Source organism: Gemmatimonadaceae bacterium (assembly GCA_040882285.1).
In the GTDB taxonomy this organism is placed as follows: domain Bacteria; phylum Gemmatimonadota; class Gemmatimonadetes; order Gemmatimonadales; family Gemmatimonadaceae; genus JACDCY01.
The window spans coordinates 1-15,169 of record JBBEBQ010000009.1; the positions used below are offsets into that span (position 1 = coordinate 1).

Annotated in this window: 13 protein-coding genes and 4 tRNA genes; 1 reads left to right on the top strand and 16 read right to left on the bottom strand. The window is 65.3% G+C overall.

The window, feature by feature from the left end:
- Positions 1-104: 104 nt before the first annotated feature.
- From WEA80_05445 to WEA80_05510, 14 genes are all read right to left on the bottom strand, one after another.
- A tRNA-Thr gene (locus WEA80_05445) sits at positions 105-177 on the bottom strand.
- Between the two features lie 66 nt (positions 178-243).
- A tRNA-Gly gene (locus WEA80_05450) sits at positions 244-316 on the bottom strand.
- A gap of 75 nt (positions 317-391) precedes the next feature.
- Positions 392-474 (bottom strand) — tRNA-Tyr (locus tag WEA80_05455).
- Positions 475-593: 119 nt separating this feature from the next.
- Positions 594-666 (bottom strand) — tRNA-Thr (locus WEA80_05460).
- A gap of 51 nt (positions 667-717) precedes the next feature.
- A complete protein-coding gene (locus tag WEA80_05465; GenBank protein MEX1186015.1) occupies positions 718-1,239 on the bottom strand; it encodes a hypothetical protein in 522 nt (173 codons plus the stop codon).
- A gap of 52 nt (positions 1,240-1,291) precedes the next feature.
- Positions 1,292-2,704, bottom strand: a complete 1,413-nt coding sequence (cysS, locus tag WEA80_05470) for a cysteine--tRNA ligase (GenBank protein ID MEX1186016.1) — start codon at positions 2,702-2,704, stop codon at positions 1,292-1,294.
- Positions 2,705-2,819: 115 nt separating this feature from the next.
- Positions 2,820-4,073, bottom strand: coding sequence for an AI-2E family transporter (locus WEA80_05475; GenBank protein ID MEX1186017.1), 1,254 nt, complete (start codon positions 4,071-4,073; stop codon positions 2,820-2,822).
- Complete coding sequence (locus WEA80_05480) at positions 4,073-4,849, bottom strand: PspA/IM30 family protein (protein MEX1186018.1); 777 nt, start codon at positions 4,847-4,849, stop codon at positions 4,073-4,075. Before WEA80_05480 ends, WEA80_05475 begins: the two co-directional genes overlap by 1 nt.
- 238 nt (positions 4,850-5,087) lie before the next feature.
- A complete protein-coding gene (gene sdaAA / locus WEA80_05485; GenBank protein MEX1186019.1) occupies positions 5,088-5,969 on the bottom strand; it encodes an L-serine ammonia-lyase, iron-sulfur-dependent, subunit alpha in 882 nt (293 codons plus the stop codon).
- Positions 5,970-6,069: 100 nt separating this feature from the next.
- Complete coding sequence (sdaAB, locus tag WEA80_05490; protein ID MEX1186020.1) at positions 6,070-6,741, bottom strand: L-serine ammonia-lyase, iron-sulfur-dependent subunit beta; 672 nt, start codon at positions 6,739-6,741, stop codon at positions 6,070-6,072.
- Between the two features lie 50 nt (positions 6,742-6,791).
- On the bottom strand, positions 6,792-7,313 hold the full coding sequence (locus tag WEA80_05495) for a DinB family protein (protein ID MEX1186021.1): 522 nt from the start codon (positions 7,311-7,313) through the stop codon (positions 6,792-6,794).
- 55 nt (positions 7,314-7,368) lie between these two features.
- Positions 7,369-9,009 (bottom strand): GAF domain-containing sensor histidine kinase, encoded by a 1,641-nt coding sequence (locus tag WEA80_05500; GenBank protein ID MEX1186022.1) that lies wholly within the window; start codon positions 9,007-9,009, stop codon positions 7,369-7,371.
- Positions 9,010-9,147: 138 nt separating this feature from the next.
- Positions 9,148-10,659 carry an ATPase domain-containing protein gene (locus WEA80_05505; GenBank protein ID MEX1186023.1) on the bottom strand — a complete coding sequence of 504 codons (1,512 nt, stop codon included), beginning with the start codon at positions 10,657-10,659 and terminating at the stop codon, positions 9,148-9,150.
- Entirely contained in the window at positions 10,659-11,012 is a 354-nt protein-coding gene (locus WEA80_05510; GenBank protein ID MEX1186024.1) for a hypothetical protein, read from the bottom strand. Before WEA80_05510 ends, WEA80_05505 begins: the two co-directional genes overlap by 1 nt.
- 610 nt (positions 11,013-11,622) lie before the next feature.
- Between WEA80_05510 and WEA80_05515 the strand changes: the two genes are divergently transcribed.
- Positions 11,623-12,135 (top strand): hypothetical protein, encoded by a 513-nt coding sequence (locus WEA80_05515; protein MEX1186025.1) that lies wholly within the window; start codon positions 11,623-11,625, stop codon positions 12,133-12,135.
- 292 nt (positions 12,136-12,427) lie between these two features.
- Here WEA80_05515 and WEA80_05520 read toward each other — a convergent pair whose 3' ends face one another.
- Complete coding sequence (locus tag WEA80_05520) at positions 12,428-13,054, bottom strand: carbonic anhydrase (GenBank protein ID MEX1186026.1); 627 nt, start codon at positions 13,052-13,054, stop codon at positions 12,428-12,430.
- A gap of 48 nt (positions 13,055-13,102) precedes the next feature.
- Complete coding sequence (locus tag WEA80_05525; protein MEX1186027.1) at positions 13,103-15,157, bottom strand: glycoside hydrolase family 97 protein; 2,055 nt, start codon at positions 15,155-15,157, stop codon at positions 13,103-13,105.
- Positions 15,158-15,169: the final 12 nt, after the last annotated feature.

Sequence of the window (15,169 nt, forward strand, 5' to 3'; positions counted from 1 at the left end):
CTCTTAGCTACAACGGAACAATAGGAACTGACGGAACTGCCGCGCTGTTAGCCAAGAGCCAAGAGCCAAGAGCCAAGAGCCAACAGTCAACAGCTTTCTTTCAAAGCTCGCGATCGGGATTGAACCGATGACCTCACCCTTACCAAGGGTGTGCTCTACCGACTGAGCTACGCGAGCGAGTGATGCAGCCATCTCCATCGTCGTACCAACAGCCAAGAGCCAAAAGCCAACAGCCAGTTCAAGAGCGGGAGACGGGACTCGAACCCGCGACATCAAGCTTGGAAGGCTAGCGCTCTACCAACTGAGCTACTCCCGCGGATTACAGTTCACAGCTCCGTTCAAAAGCAGTTACAAAAAGCCAAGAGCCAACAGCCAACAGCGCTTCACCAAATGGTGGGGGAAGGATTCGAACCTTCGAAGGCTTGCGCCGGCAGATTTACAGTCTGCTCCCGTTGGCCACTTAGGTACCCCACCGCATCCCGCAACCCGTCCCCGTTACGCATTCGCGGAGCAGAGAACCATTGCGCCAATCGCTGTCGGCACGGCGCCTAGCACCAACCCTACCCCAGCAAACAATCGCCGTCGCCCCGAAGAGCTGACGGCGAGAATCGAACTCGCAACCTGCTGATTACAAATCAGCTGCTCTGCCAATTGAGCTACGTCAGCATACAGCGATTCTGCGCAAGCCTTGAAGAATAAGGGATTTACGCCCCCTAGTCAAGCAAACGGCCGAGGCTCCTGACCAGCGGTGTTTTCGAGTCCGGAAAGGGGTCCGGACGGGGGCTGGGCGGCCGTCTTCCCAGCGGCCGGCTGGCGGGTCGCGTCATACGGCTCCGCCCCGCTGCTCAGGTCGGCGGTCGCCTCCAGGCTGGCCGCCCGGGCCGCGTCCGCAGGCCTCCCGAGCTTGTCGGGGAGGTTGGACACCCCGCCGCCGATGATCATCCCGCCGATTCCGGCCACCACGGCCGGGATGTACGTGAGGAACGCCTCCGCGATCCCGCCCGGCGGCGCCGGCACGGCAAGCTGGTTCACGCTGGCGTAGATGTTGGCGAGCAGGACCGAGCTCCCGATCATGAGCGCGAATACCAGGAATCTCTTCGGGGCGGCCCACGACAGCAGGAACGTCCCGATGAAGATCACTCCCGCGCTGAGCTGGAGGTTGTCGTTGTGCAGGTACGTGTAGCCCGCGGCTGACGCGAAGACAACGGCGCCGAGGAGGAGCAGGATGTCGCGTCTCATACCTGCAACATTTAATGGATTCGGGCCACGATGCAACCGGAGAACCCTTTACTCACCGCGCGAGCTTCCAGCGCGTGCCCCAGGGGCCGTCCTCGATCGCTACCCCGCGCGCCTCGATCTCCGCGCGAATCGCGTCCGCGCTGGCGAAGTCGCGCCGGGCCCTCGCGTCCTTGCGCGCGGCCAAACGCTCGTCGACCCAGGCGGCCAGCTCGTCGTCCGCCCGCGGCGCGTCCGGCACGATGTCGAGCACGCCATTCACCCGCGCGAACGCTTCCCGCGCGGCGCGCAGAGCGTCCGCGTCGTCCCCCCGCCGGTCGAGCTCGGCGTTCGCCCGCCGGATGAACGTGAACAGCACGCCGACCGCGGCCGGCGCGTTAAGATCGTCGAACAAGGCGGCTTCGGCGTCGCGCACGAGGTCCGCCGCCGCGCCCGCCAGCTCGGGCGTGCCGCCGCTCGCGGCCTCGAGCCGCTCGACGAAATCGCGCACGCGGCGCACCCCTTCGATCGACGCCTCGAGCGCGTCGCCGGAAAGGTTGAGCTGCTTGCGATAGTGCGTCGAGAAAACGAAGTGACGGAACGCGGCGGCCGACACGCCCTGCCCGCGCAGGTCGGCGACGGTCGCGACGTTGCCGATGCGCTTCGCCATCTTCGACCCGTCGGTGAGCAGGAACTCGCCGTGGCACCAGAAGCGCGCGAACTGCGCGCCGGTGGCACCCTCCGACTGCGCGATCTCGTCCTCGTGGTGCGGAAAGACGAGATCCACTCCGCCGCAGTGAATGTCCATCGTCGCACCGAGGTACTTCATTGCCATCGCGGAGCACTCGAGGTGCCAGCCGGGACGCCCTCTCCCCCACGGAGAATCCCACGCCGCGGCCGCCGCTTCGTCCTCCGGCTTCGCGGCCTTCCAGAGCGCGAAGTCCTGCGCGTTCTCCTTCGTGTAGTCGTCGTGCGCCACGCGCGCGCCCGCGCGGATCTCGCGCGTGTCGAGCCGCGACAGCCGGCCGTAGCCGTCGAACTTTCCGATCGCGAAGTACACCGACCCGTCTTCCGCCTGGTACGCCAGACCGCGCTCCACGAGCGATTGAACCAGAGCGATCATCTCGGGGATGTGCTCGGTCGCCTTCGGGTACTGCTCCGCGTCCTGGATCCGCAGGAACCGCCGGTCAGCGTGAAAAGTCTCCACGACGGGCTCGGTGATCTCGCCGATCGTCACGCCGCGCTCCGCGGCGCGCTTGATGATCTTGTCGTCCACGTCGGTGAGGTTCATCACCTGGAGCACGTCGTAGCCGGCCAGTCGCAGCACGCGGCGCAGCAGATCCTCGAACAGGAACGTGCGGAAATTCCCGAGGTGCGCTGGGTTGTACACGGTCGGGCCGCACGTGTACAGCCGCGCGGTGCGCCCGTCCGCGGGCGCGAACTCCTCGACCGCCCTGCTCATCGTGTTATGAAGCCGCAGCTGCGCCATAGATCGTGAACCTACGCGGACGATTGGTCTTCGGTCAACGCGGGTCGTGCGTTGGCTGCCATTTGTGCGCGAGGAAAGAGCGGCAGGGATCCCCTTCGCGCGCTGAAGGCGACCCTCAGTCCGAGTCGGCGCGGGGAACCTGGTACGCGTGCCGCTCGAGAAGAACGGGCGGGACAGTCAGGATCGACGACTTCGCGCGCAGAGCGATGACGTCGATCGGCGGGCCGGCGGGGACGAGCACACCGCCCTCGGGCGCGGGCACGCGCAGCACTATCGCGACGTCGCGCGTGGCGCGGCGGAATCCCTTGCCCTCGTAGATGCGGTTGATCAGGATCCGGCGCACCACGACCATCACGGTCGCGAGTATCGGCACTGCGACCACCAGCCCAACGGGGCCAAGCAGCTTCGCGACGACCAGCACCGACATGATCGTCAGCACCGGCGGCAGCTCCACCTTCCGCGCCATCACCAGCGGTTGCACGATGTTCGACTCGAACAGGTGGATGCCCACGCCGAGCAGGACGACCCACAACGCCTTGGTCACGCCCCCCGGGCCTCCGAGCACGAACAGCGCCGGCAGCGCCGTGGACACCAGCGTGCCGAAGAACGGAATGATCGCGACCGCCGACGTGAACACACCGAACGTCAGCCAGTACGGCACTCCGAGCAGCCACAGTCCGAACGCGGTCATCACGCCGAGCACGAACATGGCGAACAGCTGCCCGGTGATGTACGCGCGCAACGTGTCGGCGAGATCGCGCAGCACGTCGCGGATCAGGTCGCGGTGGATCGGGGGAAACAGCGCGATCAGCCACTCGCGGTAGATCCCCGGATACAGCGTCAGGTAGATCGCCATCACCGCCACGGAGAAGATGCTGATGAAGACGTGGACGAGCGAGAAGACCTTGGGCGCGAGATCGCCAAGCCAGCCCGACACCTGCCCGTATACGGCCTGCGTCGCGCGGTGCTCGCCCGGCGTCCAGAATTCCTGCGCCGCGGGAAACCGCGCCATGAACCGGTCTATCCCGCCTTCCCACGTGTCTATGTACGTCGGCAGGACCTGGATCAGCTGCCGGGTCTGCTCGGCCACGGGCGGAACCAGCAGCCAGAACAGGCCGATGATCGCCAGCACCGTCGTGATCAGCGCCACGGCGAAAGCGAGGCTGCGCGGGAAACGCGTGCGCGTGACCAGGAAATCGGTGACAGCGCCGAGATACAGCGAGAAGATCACCGCGATGAACAGGAGCAGAAACACGTCTGCGGCCACTCCCAGCAGCCACAACAGCAGGACTGTGAGAACGACCGCGGTCAGTACCGGTGCTACCCGCCCCTTTGGCTGCGGTGAGGCAGCCGCGGTGGGAGCGGTCATCAAGGCGCCTTCTTCTCCTCCTGCGGCACTTCGGTCAATGCTCCCTCAGCCTGCCCGGTCCCGAGCTGCTTGGATCCCGCGGGCGCGGGCCCGGCGAGTAGCCCCATCCTGCTCTTGAGCTCCATCAGCTGCAGATCGGCCGTCTCGGAGGTCGCGCCGCTCTCGAGGCGCTTGAACTCCTTCGCGAGCTGGTCGCCGGAGAACTCCTCGTCGATCTCCACCGACGCGCGAACCTTGCGCTCGTTCTGGTCGATCTTCTCTTCCATTCTGGCGAATGCCTCGAAGGCGGATTTCTCGGAGATGCGCGACATCGTGTCGGCGATGCGCTTGGTCGCCTGCGCACGCCGCTGCTTGGCGAGCAGGAGATTCTTCTTGCGGTTTGCTTCCTCGATGTTGTCGTTCAGCTCGCGCAGCGAGTTCTTGAGGCGCTCCGTCTCCTGCTTGTGCGCCTCCCACGTGATCTGCATCTGCTGCCCGCGCGACACGTGCTCGGCGCGCCGCACCAGCGCCTGCTTGGCGAGGTCGTCGCGGTTCTCCTGCACCGCGAGCATCGCTCTTCGCTCCCAGTCCTCGGCCTGCTTCAACTCGAGCCGCGCCTGATCCTCCAGCCGCTTCTCGTCGGCGATGGCGGCGGCGACCTGCTGCTTGGCGCGAACCAGCTGCGTGCGCATGTCCGAAATGATCTGCGCCAGCATCTTCTCGGGCTCTTCGGCCTGGGAGATGAAGTCGTTGATCGTCGCGCGCCAGAGTTGGACTATTCGGTCGAAGATTCCCATGAGACTCTCGGAGTTATATGCGCTACGGGTAAGAACTTAGTTCAGTTTCACTTGCAGCGCCGGATCGGGCTGCGTCCTGCGTTTTGCGTCCTGCGTCCTAGCCGGCTGCGGTGCCAGGCGCGGTATTGCCGGAGCCCCCTGACAATACAACGGCAGTTATTGGTCGCCAGTGGGAAGGCTCTCCCTCTAATCGCTCACAAATCTCTGCTAGGACGCAGCACGCAGGACGCAGGGCAGTTCATCCGCCCCTTTTTATCTGGTACAACCGCTCTCGGGCCAAACGGCGGCCAGTCGGCGTAGCTGCCAAGCCGCCACCCGCAGTTTCCCTGTACCGCACGTCCATCTCCCGCCCTATCTCCCCCATGACATCGATCACTTCATCGACGGGGATGGCGAAAGTAACCCCGGCGAGCGCCATTTCAATACCGGCCAGCGCGATCGCGGAGCCCGTCGCGTTCCGAAAGACGCACGGCAGCTCCACCAGCCCGCCCAGCGGATCGCACACGAGGCCGAGCATCCCCTGCAGCGTCAGCGCGATAGCGTGCCCCGCCTGCGACGGCGTGCCGCCGAGCATCTCGGTGGCGGAGCCGGCGGCCATCGCGGCCCCCGCACCGGTCTCCGCCTGACATCCGCCCTCCGCCCCGGATAACGACGCGCGCTCGGCGATGACAGCACCGATCAGACCCGCCGCCGCGAGCGCGTCGACCAGCTTGTCGTCGCCGAAACCCTTGCTCGCCGCGAGCCCCGTGAGCACCGCCGGCAGCACGCCCGCCCCGCCCGCCGTCGGCGCGGCGACGATGACGCCCATCGCCGCGTTGACTTCCTGCACCGCCAGCGCGCGCGCGAGCACGTCGCGGAACGGCGTGCCCGCCAGCGGGCCCGGCGGTCCCGTGCGCAGCTTGGCTGCATCTCCGCCCACCAGCCCCGACGCGGAATACAGATCACCGACCATCCCCTGCTCCACCGCTCCGCGCATGACCCCAAGCGCGCGCGCGAGCACGCTCCGGATGTCCTCCGTCGTCCGCCCCTGATCTGCCGACTCCATCTCGAGCGCCGTCTGCGACAGCGTACGCCCGCTGGCCTCAGCGTCCCGAATGGCTTCCGCGAGCGATTTATACATCCGGAAACAGCGCTATTGGCTGTTGGCTATTGGCTGTTGGCGCGAGTTTGCCGTTAGGGCGCAGGACGCAGCACGCAGCACGCAGCACGCAGGGATGTCTTCACTGCCCCGACACCTTGTCCAGCCGCCTCGCCCACCGCACCCAGCTCAGCGCGCGAAGCTCGTCGCGCACTCCCTCGCCCGGCTGCTCGTCACACTCGATCACGATGAACGCGTCGCCCCCGCGCTGCTTCCGCGTCAGACGCAGCGTCGCAATGTTGATCCGGTGGTCGGCCAGGATGCCGGTGATGCGCGCGATCGACCCGGGAATGTCCTCGGCCACCATTACTATAGTATGGAAGGTCCCGGTGACCTCGACGGGGAAGCCGTCGATCTCGGTCACCACGATACGACCGGCGCCGAGCGACGCGCCCGTGAGCGTGGCGTGAACGTCGCCGTGCTCCAGCGTCATCCGCACCGTGTTCGGATGCGCCTCCTCCCCCAGCGCCGCCTTCTCGAACCTGTAGTCCAACCCCTCGCGCTCGGCGATCTCGAGCGCCGTGCGGATGCGTTCGTCGTCCGGTCTGAAGCCCAGCAGCCCCGCGGCGAGCGCCTTGTCGGTACCGTGTCCTTCGCCGGTCCGCGCGAAGGAGCCGTGCAGCTCGAGCACGGCCTTCTCCGGAGTGCCGCTCACGAGTCCGCGTCCGAGCAGTCCCAGCCGGCACGCGCCCGCGGTGTGCGAGGAAGACGGCCCGACCATGACGGGCCCGATGATGTCGAGGATGGAGACCATGCTGGAAAGGTGTGCGCGGGACCGAGGACCGAGTGGAGCGGTACCCCCGCTCAGTCGGTCAAATACCGTTCCCGCAGCACTTTCACGTGATGCGCGACGTGTCCGGCGCAGATATACGCGAGCGCGCGCACGGTGAACGGATTGCCACTGGCAACGCCGCGCTTCATCCACGCCTCGGCTGGAAGATTCTTGAATAGCGTCAGCGTCGCCGCGCGCACCGTCTCGAGCTCTTCCAGGTGGCTGCTCCATGAGCGGTCGTCCGCGCCGGCCACGGCGACGGCGTCGTCCTGATCGAAGCTCGGGAGCGGATCCGTGAGCCCGCGCGCGAACCAGAACGCGCGGAAAGAGAACAGCCGCTCGGTGTCGTTCATGTGACTCACGACCTGACGGATGCTCCACTTGTCCGGAGCAAACCGGTGCAGCGACCGCTCTTCCGACACGCCCTCGAGAATCGGAAGCACCTCGCCGAGCTGCGCTTGGAGCACCTTCATCACGTCGTCGCCGGTGACTTTCTCGACGTATGGCAGGTAGTAATCGGCAAATTCTGTACGGTCGGGCGCGGTGATGACCATGCTTCCTCGCCGAGTAAAAGGCCCGTGAAGCGAGCTAAATATGATTCAATCGGTCCTAAGCATCATCTGCAGGCGGTTGACCCCCTCGCGGCAACGTAAGCGTGAAGCGAGTCCCCTCTCCAACAGTGCTCTTCACTGTGAGATCGCCGTGCATCGCGCGGGCCAGGTCGCGGCTTATCGCCAAGCCGAGCCCCACGCCGCTTTCCTTGTCTGACAGCCCATCCTTCAACTGCATGAACGGCTCGAAGATGACATGGACCTTCTCAGCGGCGATGCCGATCCCGGTGTCGGTCACGCTCAGCGTTACGCCGTCGGCCACCGCCGCGCAATCTGCGCTGACGTGCCCCCCGGCTGGAGTGAACTTCATGGCGTTGGAGAAAAGGTTCACCAGGACCTGAGCTACCCGCTCCGGATCCGCGCGCGCTGTCAGGCCCGAATCTCCCGAGACTCCGTCGAACACGATGCCCTTCTTCGCGAACAGGGGCTCGAGCATGTCCACGGCCCGTTCGATTGCTTCGCAGGCTTTGACGTCATCGAGCGTGTAGCTGACGCGCCCGCTTCCGATGCGCGCAAAGTTGAGGATCTCGGTTATCAGCAGGGCGAGGTGCTGCTGGTTGCTTCTCACCCGGGCGAAATCGGCGTGCTGCTGCTCCGTCACCGGCCCGCGCAGGCCCATGTCGAGGAGATCGATATAGCCCCCGATCGCGTTGAGCGGCGTGCGCAGCTCATGGCTCATTGCGCCAAGAAAAGCCGTCTTCGCCATGTTCGCGGTCTCCGCATTGCGTTGCATCACCAGCGCCAGGTCGTACGTCTGTGCGGTGTCGAGCGCGAGAGCGCCCCGCGTCGCCAGGTCCTCGGCAAGCTGCACGTCTTCGGGGCCATACACGAACCCCGGCTGGGAGCTGACGAAGGTGATTGCGCCGAGCAGCTTGTTCCTGGCAAGCAGCGGCACCGTCAGCATGGGCCCAATGCCGAGCTGACGGAGCGTCTCGAGATTGTCTGCGGTACGGGCGGCCGCGACGATTTCTTCCTCTACGCGTTCCGTGATCAGCACGGCTCGCGCTTCGCGCAGCATCGCGGGGGCGCCGAATGGATCGTGCGGGTCCGGCTCCCACGCCGCTACAAGCTTGCGCGCGAGTTTCTGTTTTTCCGGATCAGAATGGTAGATGCCGAGACGTGACGGAGCGCCACTCTCATTCACGATATCGACGATGCACCACGCGCCCAGGGCCGGAAGAGCGAGCTTGGTGAGCGCAAGCAGCGTGCTGGCCTGGTCCACGGATTCCGCGAGCAGCCGTCCAGCTTCGGCGAGAAACGCGGCGCGGCGCCGGGCGTCCTCGGAGTCTTCGGCATGACTGCGCTCGCGCAAGGCGCCAAGAAGCATCTGCTCTGCGACCTGACGCTGCAGGTCGGCTGCCGGGTCGGCTGTTGTCGACTTGCGCAGCTCGACGCCGAGCGCATCGGGAAGCCCGTCGTCGCCGATCACCGGCCAAACACTCAGTACCAGGCCCGGGCCGCTTTCGTCCAGCCCTTGGATACGGACATCCGTCAGCTCAACGCCGTCGCGGAACGACCGATCGAGCGTGGCGCCGATGGCCATGCCCGCCGCCCCGCCGAACGCAGCGGCGATCGCAATGCCGGCCACGTCACCACCGGTGATCCGCGCCAGGCCGCAAAACGCGGCATTCGCGTACACGAACCTGTGGTCCGCTCCGCGTGTAATGGCGAAAGGCAGCGGCGCCTGCTCCGTGTACCGGAGCAGTGCGTCCCGGATCGACGGTTCGGCCGCGCTGCTCCGGGCCGCGCTCCGTCGCGGCTTCGAGTCCACCCGGTACTACCTCCCCCGGCGTTTGGCCGGCGGTCTCGCTACGGTACCCACCGGCGCGGTCCGCACAAATGGATTCCCCGTGATGATGCCGTCGTACTCCGTGAGTGCGTCGCCGACAACCACGCCCTTCGGGGTGACCTCGTACATCCGCAATTCGTGACTGTGCTCGCTGCCGCGCATCTTGATCACGGCCATCACCCGCTTGAGCTCTCCTTCGATCTCTATGTAGCGCTGGATTATGATCTCATCGGTGATGAACGAGACTTTCTCGGTAGTGAACCGAACGCCGGAGAATCCCTCCACGACTTCGGCGGTCATGAATACCGTGACGCCGACGGCGGTCAACGTTCCGACCAGCCGGTAGAACGACTCGCGGAAATCCTGGCGGAACGTCGGGGCCAGAGCGACTTCGAAGCCGGACAGCGAGTCGATGACGACCCGCTTGGCTCCGAGTCGCTCCACAGCCTCGAGTATGGCCGCGAGCGCCTCGTCGACGGAAAGATCGAGAGGCCGCAGGTAAATCAGCTCCAGCTTCCCGGCCTTGATCATCTTGGCGATAACGGGGTTTCGCTTGCCGGCCCGGGCGAGATATTCCTCCGGGTATTCTTCGAAGATCGCGATTACCCCGGTCTCGCCGTTCGCCAATCCCGTCGCCATGAACTGCGTCGCGACCGTCGACTTGCCGCTGCCCGCCGGCCCGGTGAGCAGAACCGCGTCCCCGGAAACGACGCCGCCACCGATCATCTCGTCCAGCCCCGGCACACCCGTAGACAGTCTCCCGCCTTGCTGCCGAACCCGTTTGGTCGTCTGCTCCGGGATTCGCGGAAATATCTGGAGACCGTCGTCGGAGATTTTGAACGTGTGCAGCCCGGGCATCGTGGCGCGCCCGCGCACCTTTACGACCTGCAGCTTTCTGACGACCGAGTTCCGGTCGGTTGCCTGAGTGAGCCACAGTATCCCGTCGGCTACCGTGAACACGGGATTGCGCTGCTCTTCCTCGGAGTACTCCCCGAGCAGGAAGGAGGTGACTTCCCAGCTGGTCAGGTGGAGGGCGAGACGCTGAACGAAATTCTCGAGCTCGGACGTTGTTCCCTGTTCGGCGCGGTCCCGCCGGCCGCCGATCGTCCGGAATGAATCGACGACTACGATTCCGGGCGAGACGCGCTCGATTTCGCCGATTATCCGTTGCAGGACCTGGCCGAGATCCTGTTCCATCACCTCCGCACTCAGGTTGATGAACTGGATGGCGGATCCGGCGAAGTCGGGATCGAAGAAGCTGAACTGCCGCTGGTACCGCAGCATCTTGAGCGTCGGCTCGCCGAGCACTGTGAAATACAGCGCCGGCCGCGCCACCGTCGCGTTCGCGAACATGATCTGGTGCGCGAGCGTCGTCTTGCCCGACCCGGGTCCTCCAGCAATCAGATTGAAGGAGAACTCCGGCAGCCCGCCGCCGAGCACGATATCGAGACCGGGCACTCCGCTGGGAAGACTCCGGATTTCCGCTTGCTTGCCTTTCATCACGCTTCCTCCTCTATGTCCTCGGGCGTTTTACCACCGCCTTCGGATGCGGTAATGCTCCGCTCGATCAGTTTCATGGCCATCTCGTCTCCGACGAGTCGTTCGAGGAGCTCGACCAGACGGACCAGCATCACTTCCAGAGCCTCCGCGATGGAAGCGTCGCCGTGCTCAATAAGAGATTCTGCGACGCCATCGGCGTAGGGCTCGGAGCCGGCGCTGAGCCGAATCAACTCCAACGCCGCGCGGTCCCCGCGGGATTGCGCGAGCGCGCGCGAGAAGAGCGCGTGACACCCGTCAGTTCCAACCCAGAGCGACAGATCACGATACAGATCGTCGCACGCGGCTGCCGCCACCCACGCAGCCGTGTCGCCTCTCCCGGCTCCTCGAGGCTGGCGGCTGCTTAGCAGGCGGCGCACAACCCGTTCGCCGGGCTTGTCCCGTGTCACCGGGTCCTTCCCACGTGAGGACGTTGACTTACGCACGAGTTCATGTGTACGGATACTACAATCATTCCCGCAACCCCGCACCAGGACGCCTCGCAGGATCGGTACCCCCTATGCGCCCTCGTGCTCGTCGAAGAAATCGACGACCCCCGTATCGAGCGAATACTCCGCGACCGCTCTTCCGACACGCCCTCGAGAATCGGAAGCACCTCGCCGAGCTGCGCTTGGAGCACCTGCATGACGTCGTCGCCGGCGACTTTCTCGACGTACGGCAGGTAGTAATCGGCAAATTCTGTACGGTCGGGCGCGGTGATGACCATGTTCCCTCGGTCGGTTAAGGGCCGATTGCGCGGCCTAATGCCCGCAACCTCGATAACTTATGTCCGATCCTGACAATTCGACTACCATTCGATGGTCGGGAACGTACCGATGATCGGTTCGCTGCCGCACCTTCCAACCCTCTTGTCCGGAGCGGCGTCTGGCAGAGTCTCAAGACCTCGCATCCGAGCTAGTGGTCGACGTGGCGCGCAGAATTCAAGCGGCCCGCGCCGTCGAAGTCGAGCACTACGCCAAACTGTACCCGTTGCTGCTCGCCGAGATGGACGAGATCATGTCCGACTGGGATCGAAGCACGGACTCGCTGCCATGGTCGGCGCTGCAGGCCGGCGAGCGGCAGAACGACCTCGCGGGCGTGATCACGCGGGTGATCGACTGCGCGATGAGCCCGGCGCCTCGTAAGGAGCGCGTGGACGCGATGATCGCCGCCGCCTGCCGCCACGGTGAGTATCGCCGCAGGCAGGGAGTGGATGTGCATTCGATCTTCACCGAGTACGACGTCGTGCGGACCGCCACCTGGCGGCAGCTGAAGACCCTGGTCGACGCGCCGATATCGTACGACGCGATCTTCGTCATCGATGGATTGCTCTCCGTCGCGACGCGCGGAACCATCCTCGGCTATCATCGGAAGGAGATGGAAGCCAACGGGCTCTGGTCGAAGCATCGCCTCGAGCTGAAGAAAACCGTTCGCTCGTGACCGGGCGCGAATCGGGTCCGGCTGCATCCTTGCGGGACTGATACACATCCCCGAAAAACCGGTTCCACCCGCCGACGCGGATCGCAATCCCCTCCATCTCCATCCCGGCAGTCCCGAAAGTCGGGAGGATTGCATCCGGAAGAGCCTGATCAAGCGGCTGCGGAACATTTGCGCCGATCTGGTTCCGGAGGATTTCGAGGCGCTGGTGCTGAAGATGACGCGCGAGCAGCTCCGGAGCGAAGGAATCAGGTGGAAAAAGAACGATCCGGACCCGTGCTGAACGGCTGACGGACTAGCTGATCGTCCCGTCGTCGAAGAAATCGACGACTCCCGTGTTCAACGAATACTCGGCGCCGACGACGAGCAGTGCTTCGTCCCGTATGAGTTGCTCGAGCACCGGCGACCCGTGGCGCAGATGGTCGACGGAGGTCTGGATGTTGACTCTCACCGCCTTCTCCACCAGCTCGTCGGGATCCATCGCGAGATCGGTCGCGAGGAGTCCCTCGACCGACGGCCGCACCCGGTCCACGATCGCCCGCAGGTTGCGCGACTGGTTCTCCGTCGGCTGCTGCAACTCTTCTAGAGTCGCCAGGATCGCGCCGCACTGCGAGTGGCCGAGCACGACGACCAATCTTGTGCCGAAGCGCGCGGCGGCGAACTCCACGCTGCCGACCTGCGACGGAGCCACGATGTTGCCGGCGACGCGAATCACGAACAGGTCACCCAGCCCCTGATCGAACACGATCTCGGCGGGCACGCGCGAGTCCGAGCAGCCGAGAATGATCGCGAAGGGGTTCTGCCGCGCCGCGAGCTCGGCGAGCGGCGTGTGGCTGAGGAAAGGGTCGGAGCCGCGCTCGTGCGATGCGAACCGGCGGTTCCCTTCGCGCAGTCTGGCGAGGGCCTCTCGCGCGGACGCCATCAGCTGGCCTGCCGGGCGACCACGGTCAGCGCGTTCTCCTCATGGCGGCTATCGCACCGCGCGCAGACGGATGGCCTGGCCGCCGCCCGGCGCGAGCTGGATGGTGAGCCTGGAGTCCGAGGTCACATCCACGCGCCGAATCTCGACGGGCAGCGGATTGGTCAGCCAGTGCGCGCCCGGTCCGTCCGCATAAACCTCGGCCACGTACTTCCGGCCGGAGGCGAGGAAAGACAAAGGCGCCTCGAACGTACGGGCTTCTTCATCGGTGATGGCACCGATGAACCAGTCGTCCGAATCGCGCTGCTGCCGTGCGACCACCACGTAGTCACCGATCTTCCCCTCGAGCACGCGCGTCTGCTCCCAATCGACCGCGACGTCGCGGATGAACTGAAACGCGGGCTGGTTCTCGTAGTTCTCGATCAGGTCCGCGGCCATGTGCATGGGCGAATACAGCACGACGTACAGCGCGAGCTGCTTCGCGAGAGTCGTGCGCGGCCGCGAGTCGCTCGTCTTGCGCGGAGTCCCCGTCGGCCGCTGGATGAGGATGTCGAAGATCCCGGGAGTGAAATCCATCGGCCCGGTGAGCATGCGTGTAAAGAACAGAATCGTCTCGTGCTCGGGCGGGTTACCGCCGTCGCCACCCCAGGCGTTGTATTCCTGGCCGCGCGCGCCCTCGCGCGTCATCATGTTCGGGAAGGTGCGGCGCTCTCCCGTGTCGTGCAGCGGCTCGTGCACGTCGAGTGCGATGCCGTAGCGCGCGGCCGTCTCGATCACCTTGCGGTGGTGGCGCACCATTACCTGCGAGTAATGCGAGTGCCCGCCGCTGAGCGTGTCGGTGACGTAGCCCGATTTTATCGCGTCGATTCCGAGTGAGCGATAGAGCGAGTACGCCTCTTCCAGCTGATTCTCGTAGTTCTGGAGTCCGCCGGAAGTCTCGTTGTGGGCGATCAGGCGCACGCCCTTCTGTTTCGCGTATGCGGCAAGCCCGGCCAAGTCGTAATCGGGGTACGGCTTCGTGAACGAGAACGCGTCACGGTTCGCGATCCAGTCTCCGTCCCAGCCGAGGTTCCATCCCTCCACGAGCACTCCGCCCAATCCGTTCGCGGCGGCGAAGTCGATGTATTGCTTCGTTCTCTCCGTCGTCGCGCCGTGGGTGGGCCCGGAGTGCCAGCTCGTGGTCCCGATGTGCATGCCCCACCAGATGCCGACGTATTTCATCGGCTTGATCCAGGCGGTACTGGCGAGCGCGTTGGGCGGGTTGAGGTTCAGGCCGAGCACCGACGGCGCCAGATCGGCGGCGCGGTCGGCAATCTGAATTGTGCGCCAGGGACTCTGCATCGGAGCGCGGCTGCGAACCTTCACACCATCCGCCCACGGCGCGAGCGCCGCCCGCAACGTCCGGCTCTCTGTCCGTGGCCCCGCGAGGAACATTCGCGGGTAATCCACGAGGTGCGCTTCGTGCACCGCCATGAACGTCTTTCCATCGGTGCTTTCCAGAGTGATCGGAGTCTGCACGCTGTCCAGCACGCTGACCGGCGACGACGCGAACAGCATCTCGGACCGGTCGAGGCGCGGCCGGTCGGACGGGATCCACCACGCGAGGGCATTGTCCGCGAACGCGAACTGCGTGAGCTCCTCCATTATGACGATCTCATCCAGCCCGGGCTGGGCGGGCAGGTCGTATCTGAACGCGACGCCGTCATTGAAAGCCCGGAACACGACGTCGAACTTGCGAGCCGCGCCGCCGCTCTCCTGCACCGACACCCGCAGCTCGTTGTGGTGGTCCCGAACCACCTTCACTTCGCCCCACGGCTGTTCCCACGTGTGATCCACGCTGATTCTGGCGGTACCGGTGATGCGGAGGCTGTCGCGGAGCGGCGCCGCGTCCCGGAGCTCGAAGCCGAGCAGCGAAGGCAGCAGCAGCGGATTCCCGTCGCGAGCAACGCTGTAGTGAAGGCGTCCTTCGCGGATCTCTACGCTGACCGTGTTGCGCCCGTCCGGCGAGGTCACGGAGTTGTCGCTCTGGGCTCCGGCCGACGCGGCCGCAAACCATGCCAGCACGACCGGGGCAAGCCGCGTAAGCCGTGCGATGAACGTCTTCATGTCCAGCCTCCT

Excerpts from the sequence above, each read along its gene's own strand:
- WEA80_05480 (MEX1186018.1), bottom strand. The coding sequence starts at position 4,849 with ATGGGAATCTTCGACCGAATAGTCCAACTCTGGCGCGCGACGATCAAC.
- WEA80_05465 (MEX1186015.1), bottom strand. The coding sequence starts at position 1,239 with ATGAGACGCGACATCCTGCTCCTCCTCGGCGCCGTTGTCTTCGCGTCA.
- WEA80_05475 (MEX1186017.1), bottom strand. The coding sequence starts at position 4,073 with ATGACCGCTCCCACCGCGGCTGCCTCACCGCAGCCAAAGGGGCGGGTA.
- sdaAA (MEX1186019.1), bottom strand. The coding sequence starts at position 5,969 with ATGTATAAATCGCTCGCGGAAGCCATTCGGGACGCTGAGGCCAGCGGG.
- WEA80_05495 (MEX1186021.1), bottom strand. The coding sequence starts at position 7,313 with ATGGTCATCACCGCGCCCGACCGTACAGAATTTGCCGATTACTACCTG.
- sdaAB (MEX1186020.1), bottom strand. The coding sequence starts at position 6,741 with ATGGTCTCCATCCTCGACATCATCGGGCCCGTCATGGTCGGGCCGTCT.
- WEA80_05505 (MEX1186023.1), bottom strand. The coding sequence starts at position 10,659 with ATGAAAGGCAAGCAAGCGGAAATCCGGAGTCTTCCCAGCGGAGTGCCC.
- WEA80_05520 (MEX1186026.1), bottom strand. The coding sequence starts at position 13,054 with ATGGCGTCCGCGCGAGAGGCCCTCGCCAGACTGCGCGAAGGGAACCGC.
- WEA80_05525 (MEX1186027.1), bottom strand. The coding sequence starts at position 15,157 with ATGAAGACGTTCATCGCACGGCTTACGCGGCTTGCCCCGGTCGTGCTG.
- cysS (MEX1186016.1), bottom strand. The coding sequence starts at position 2,704 with ATGGCGCAGCTGCGGCTTCATAACACGATGAGCAGGGCGGTCGAGGAG.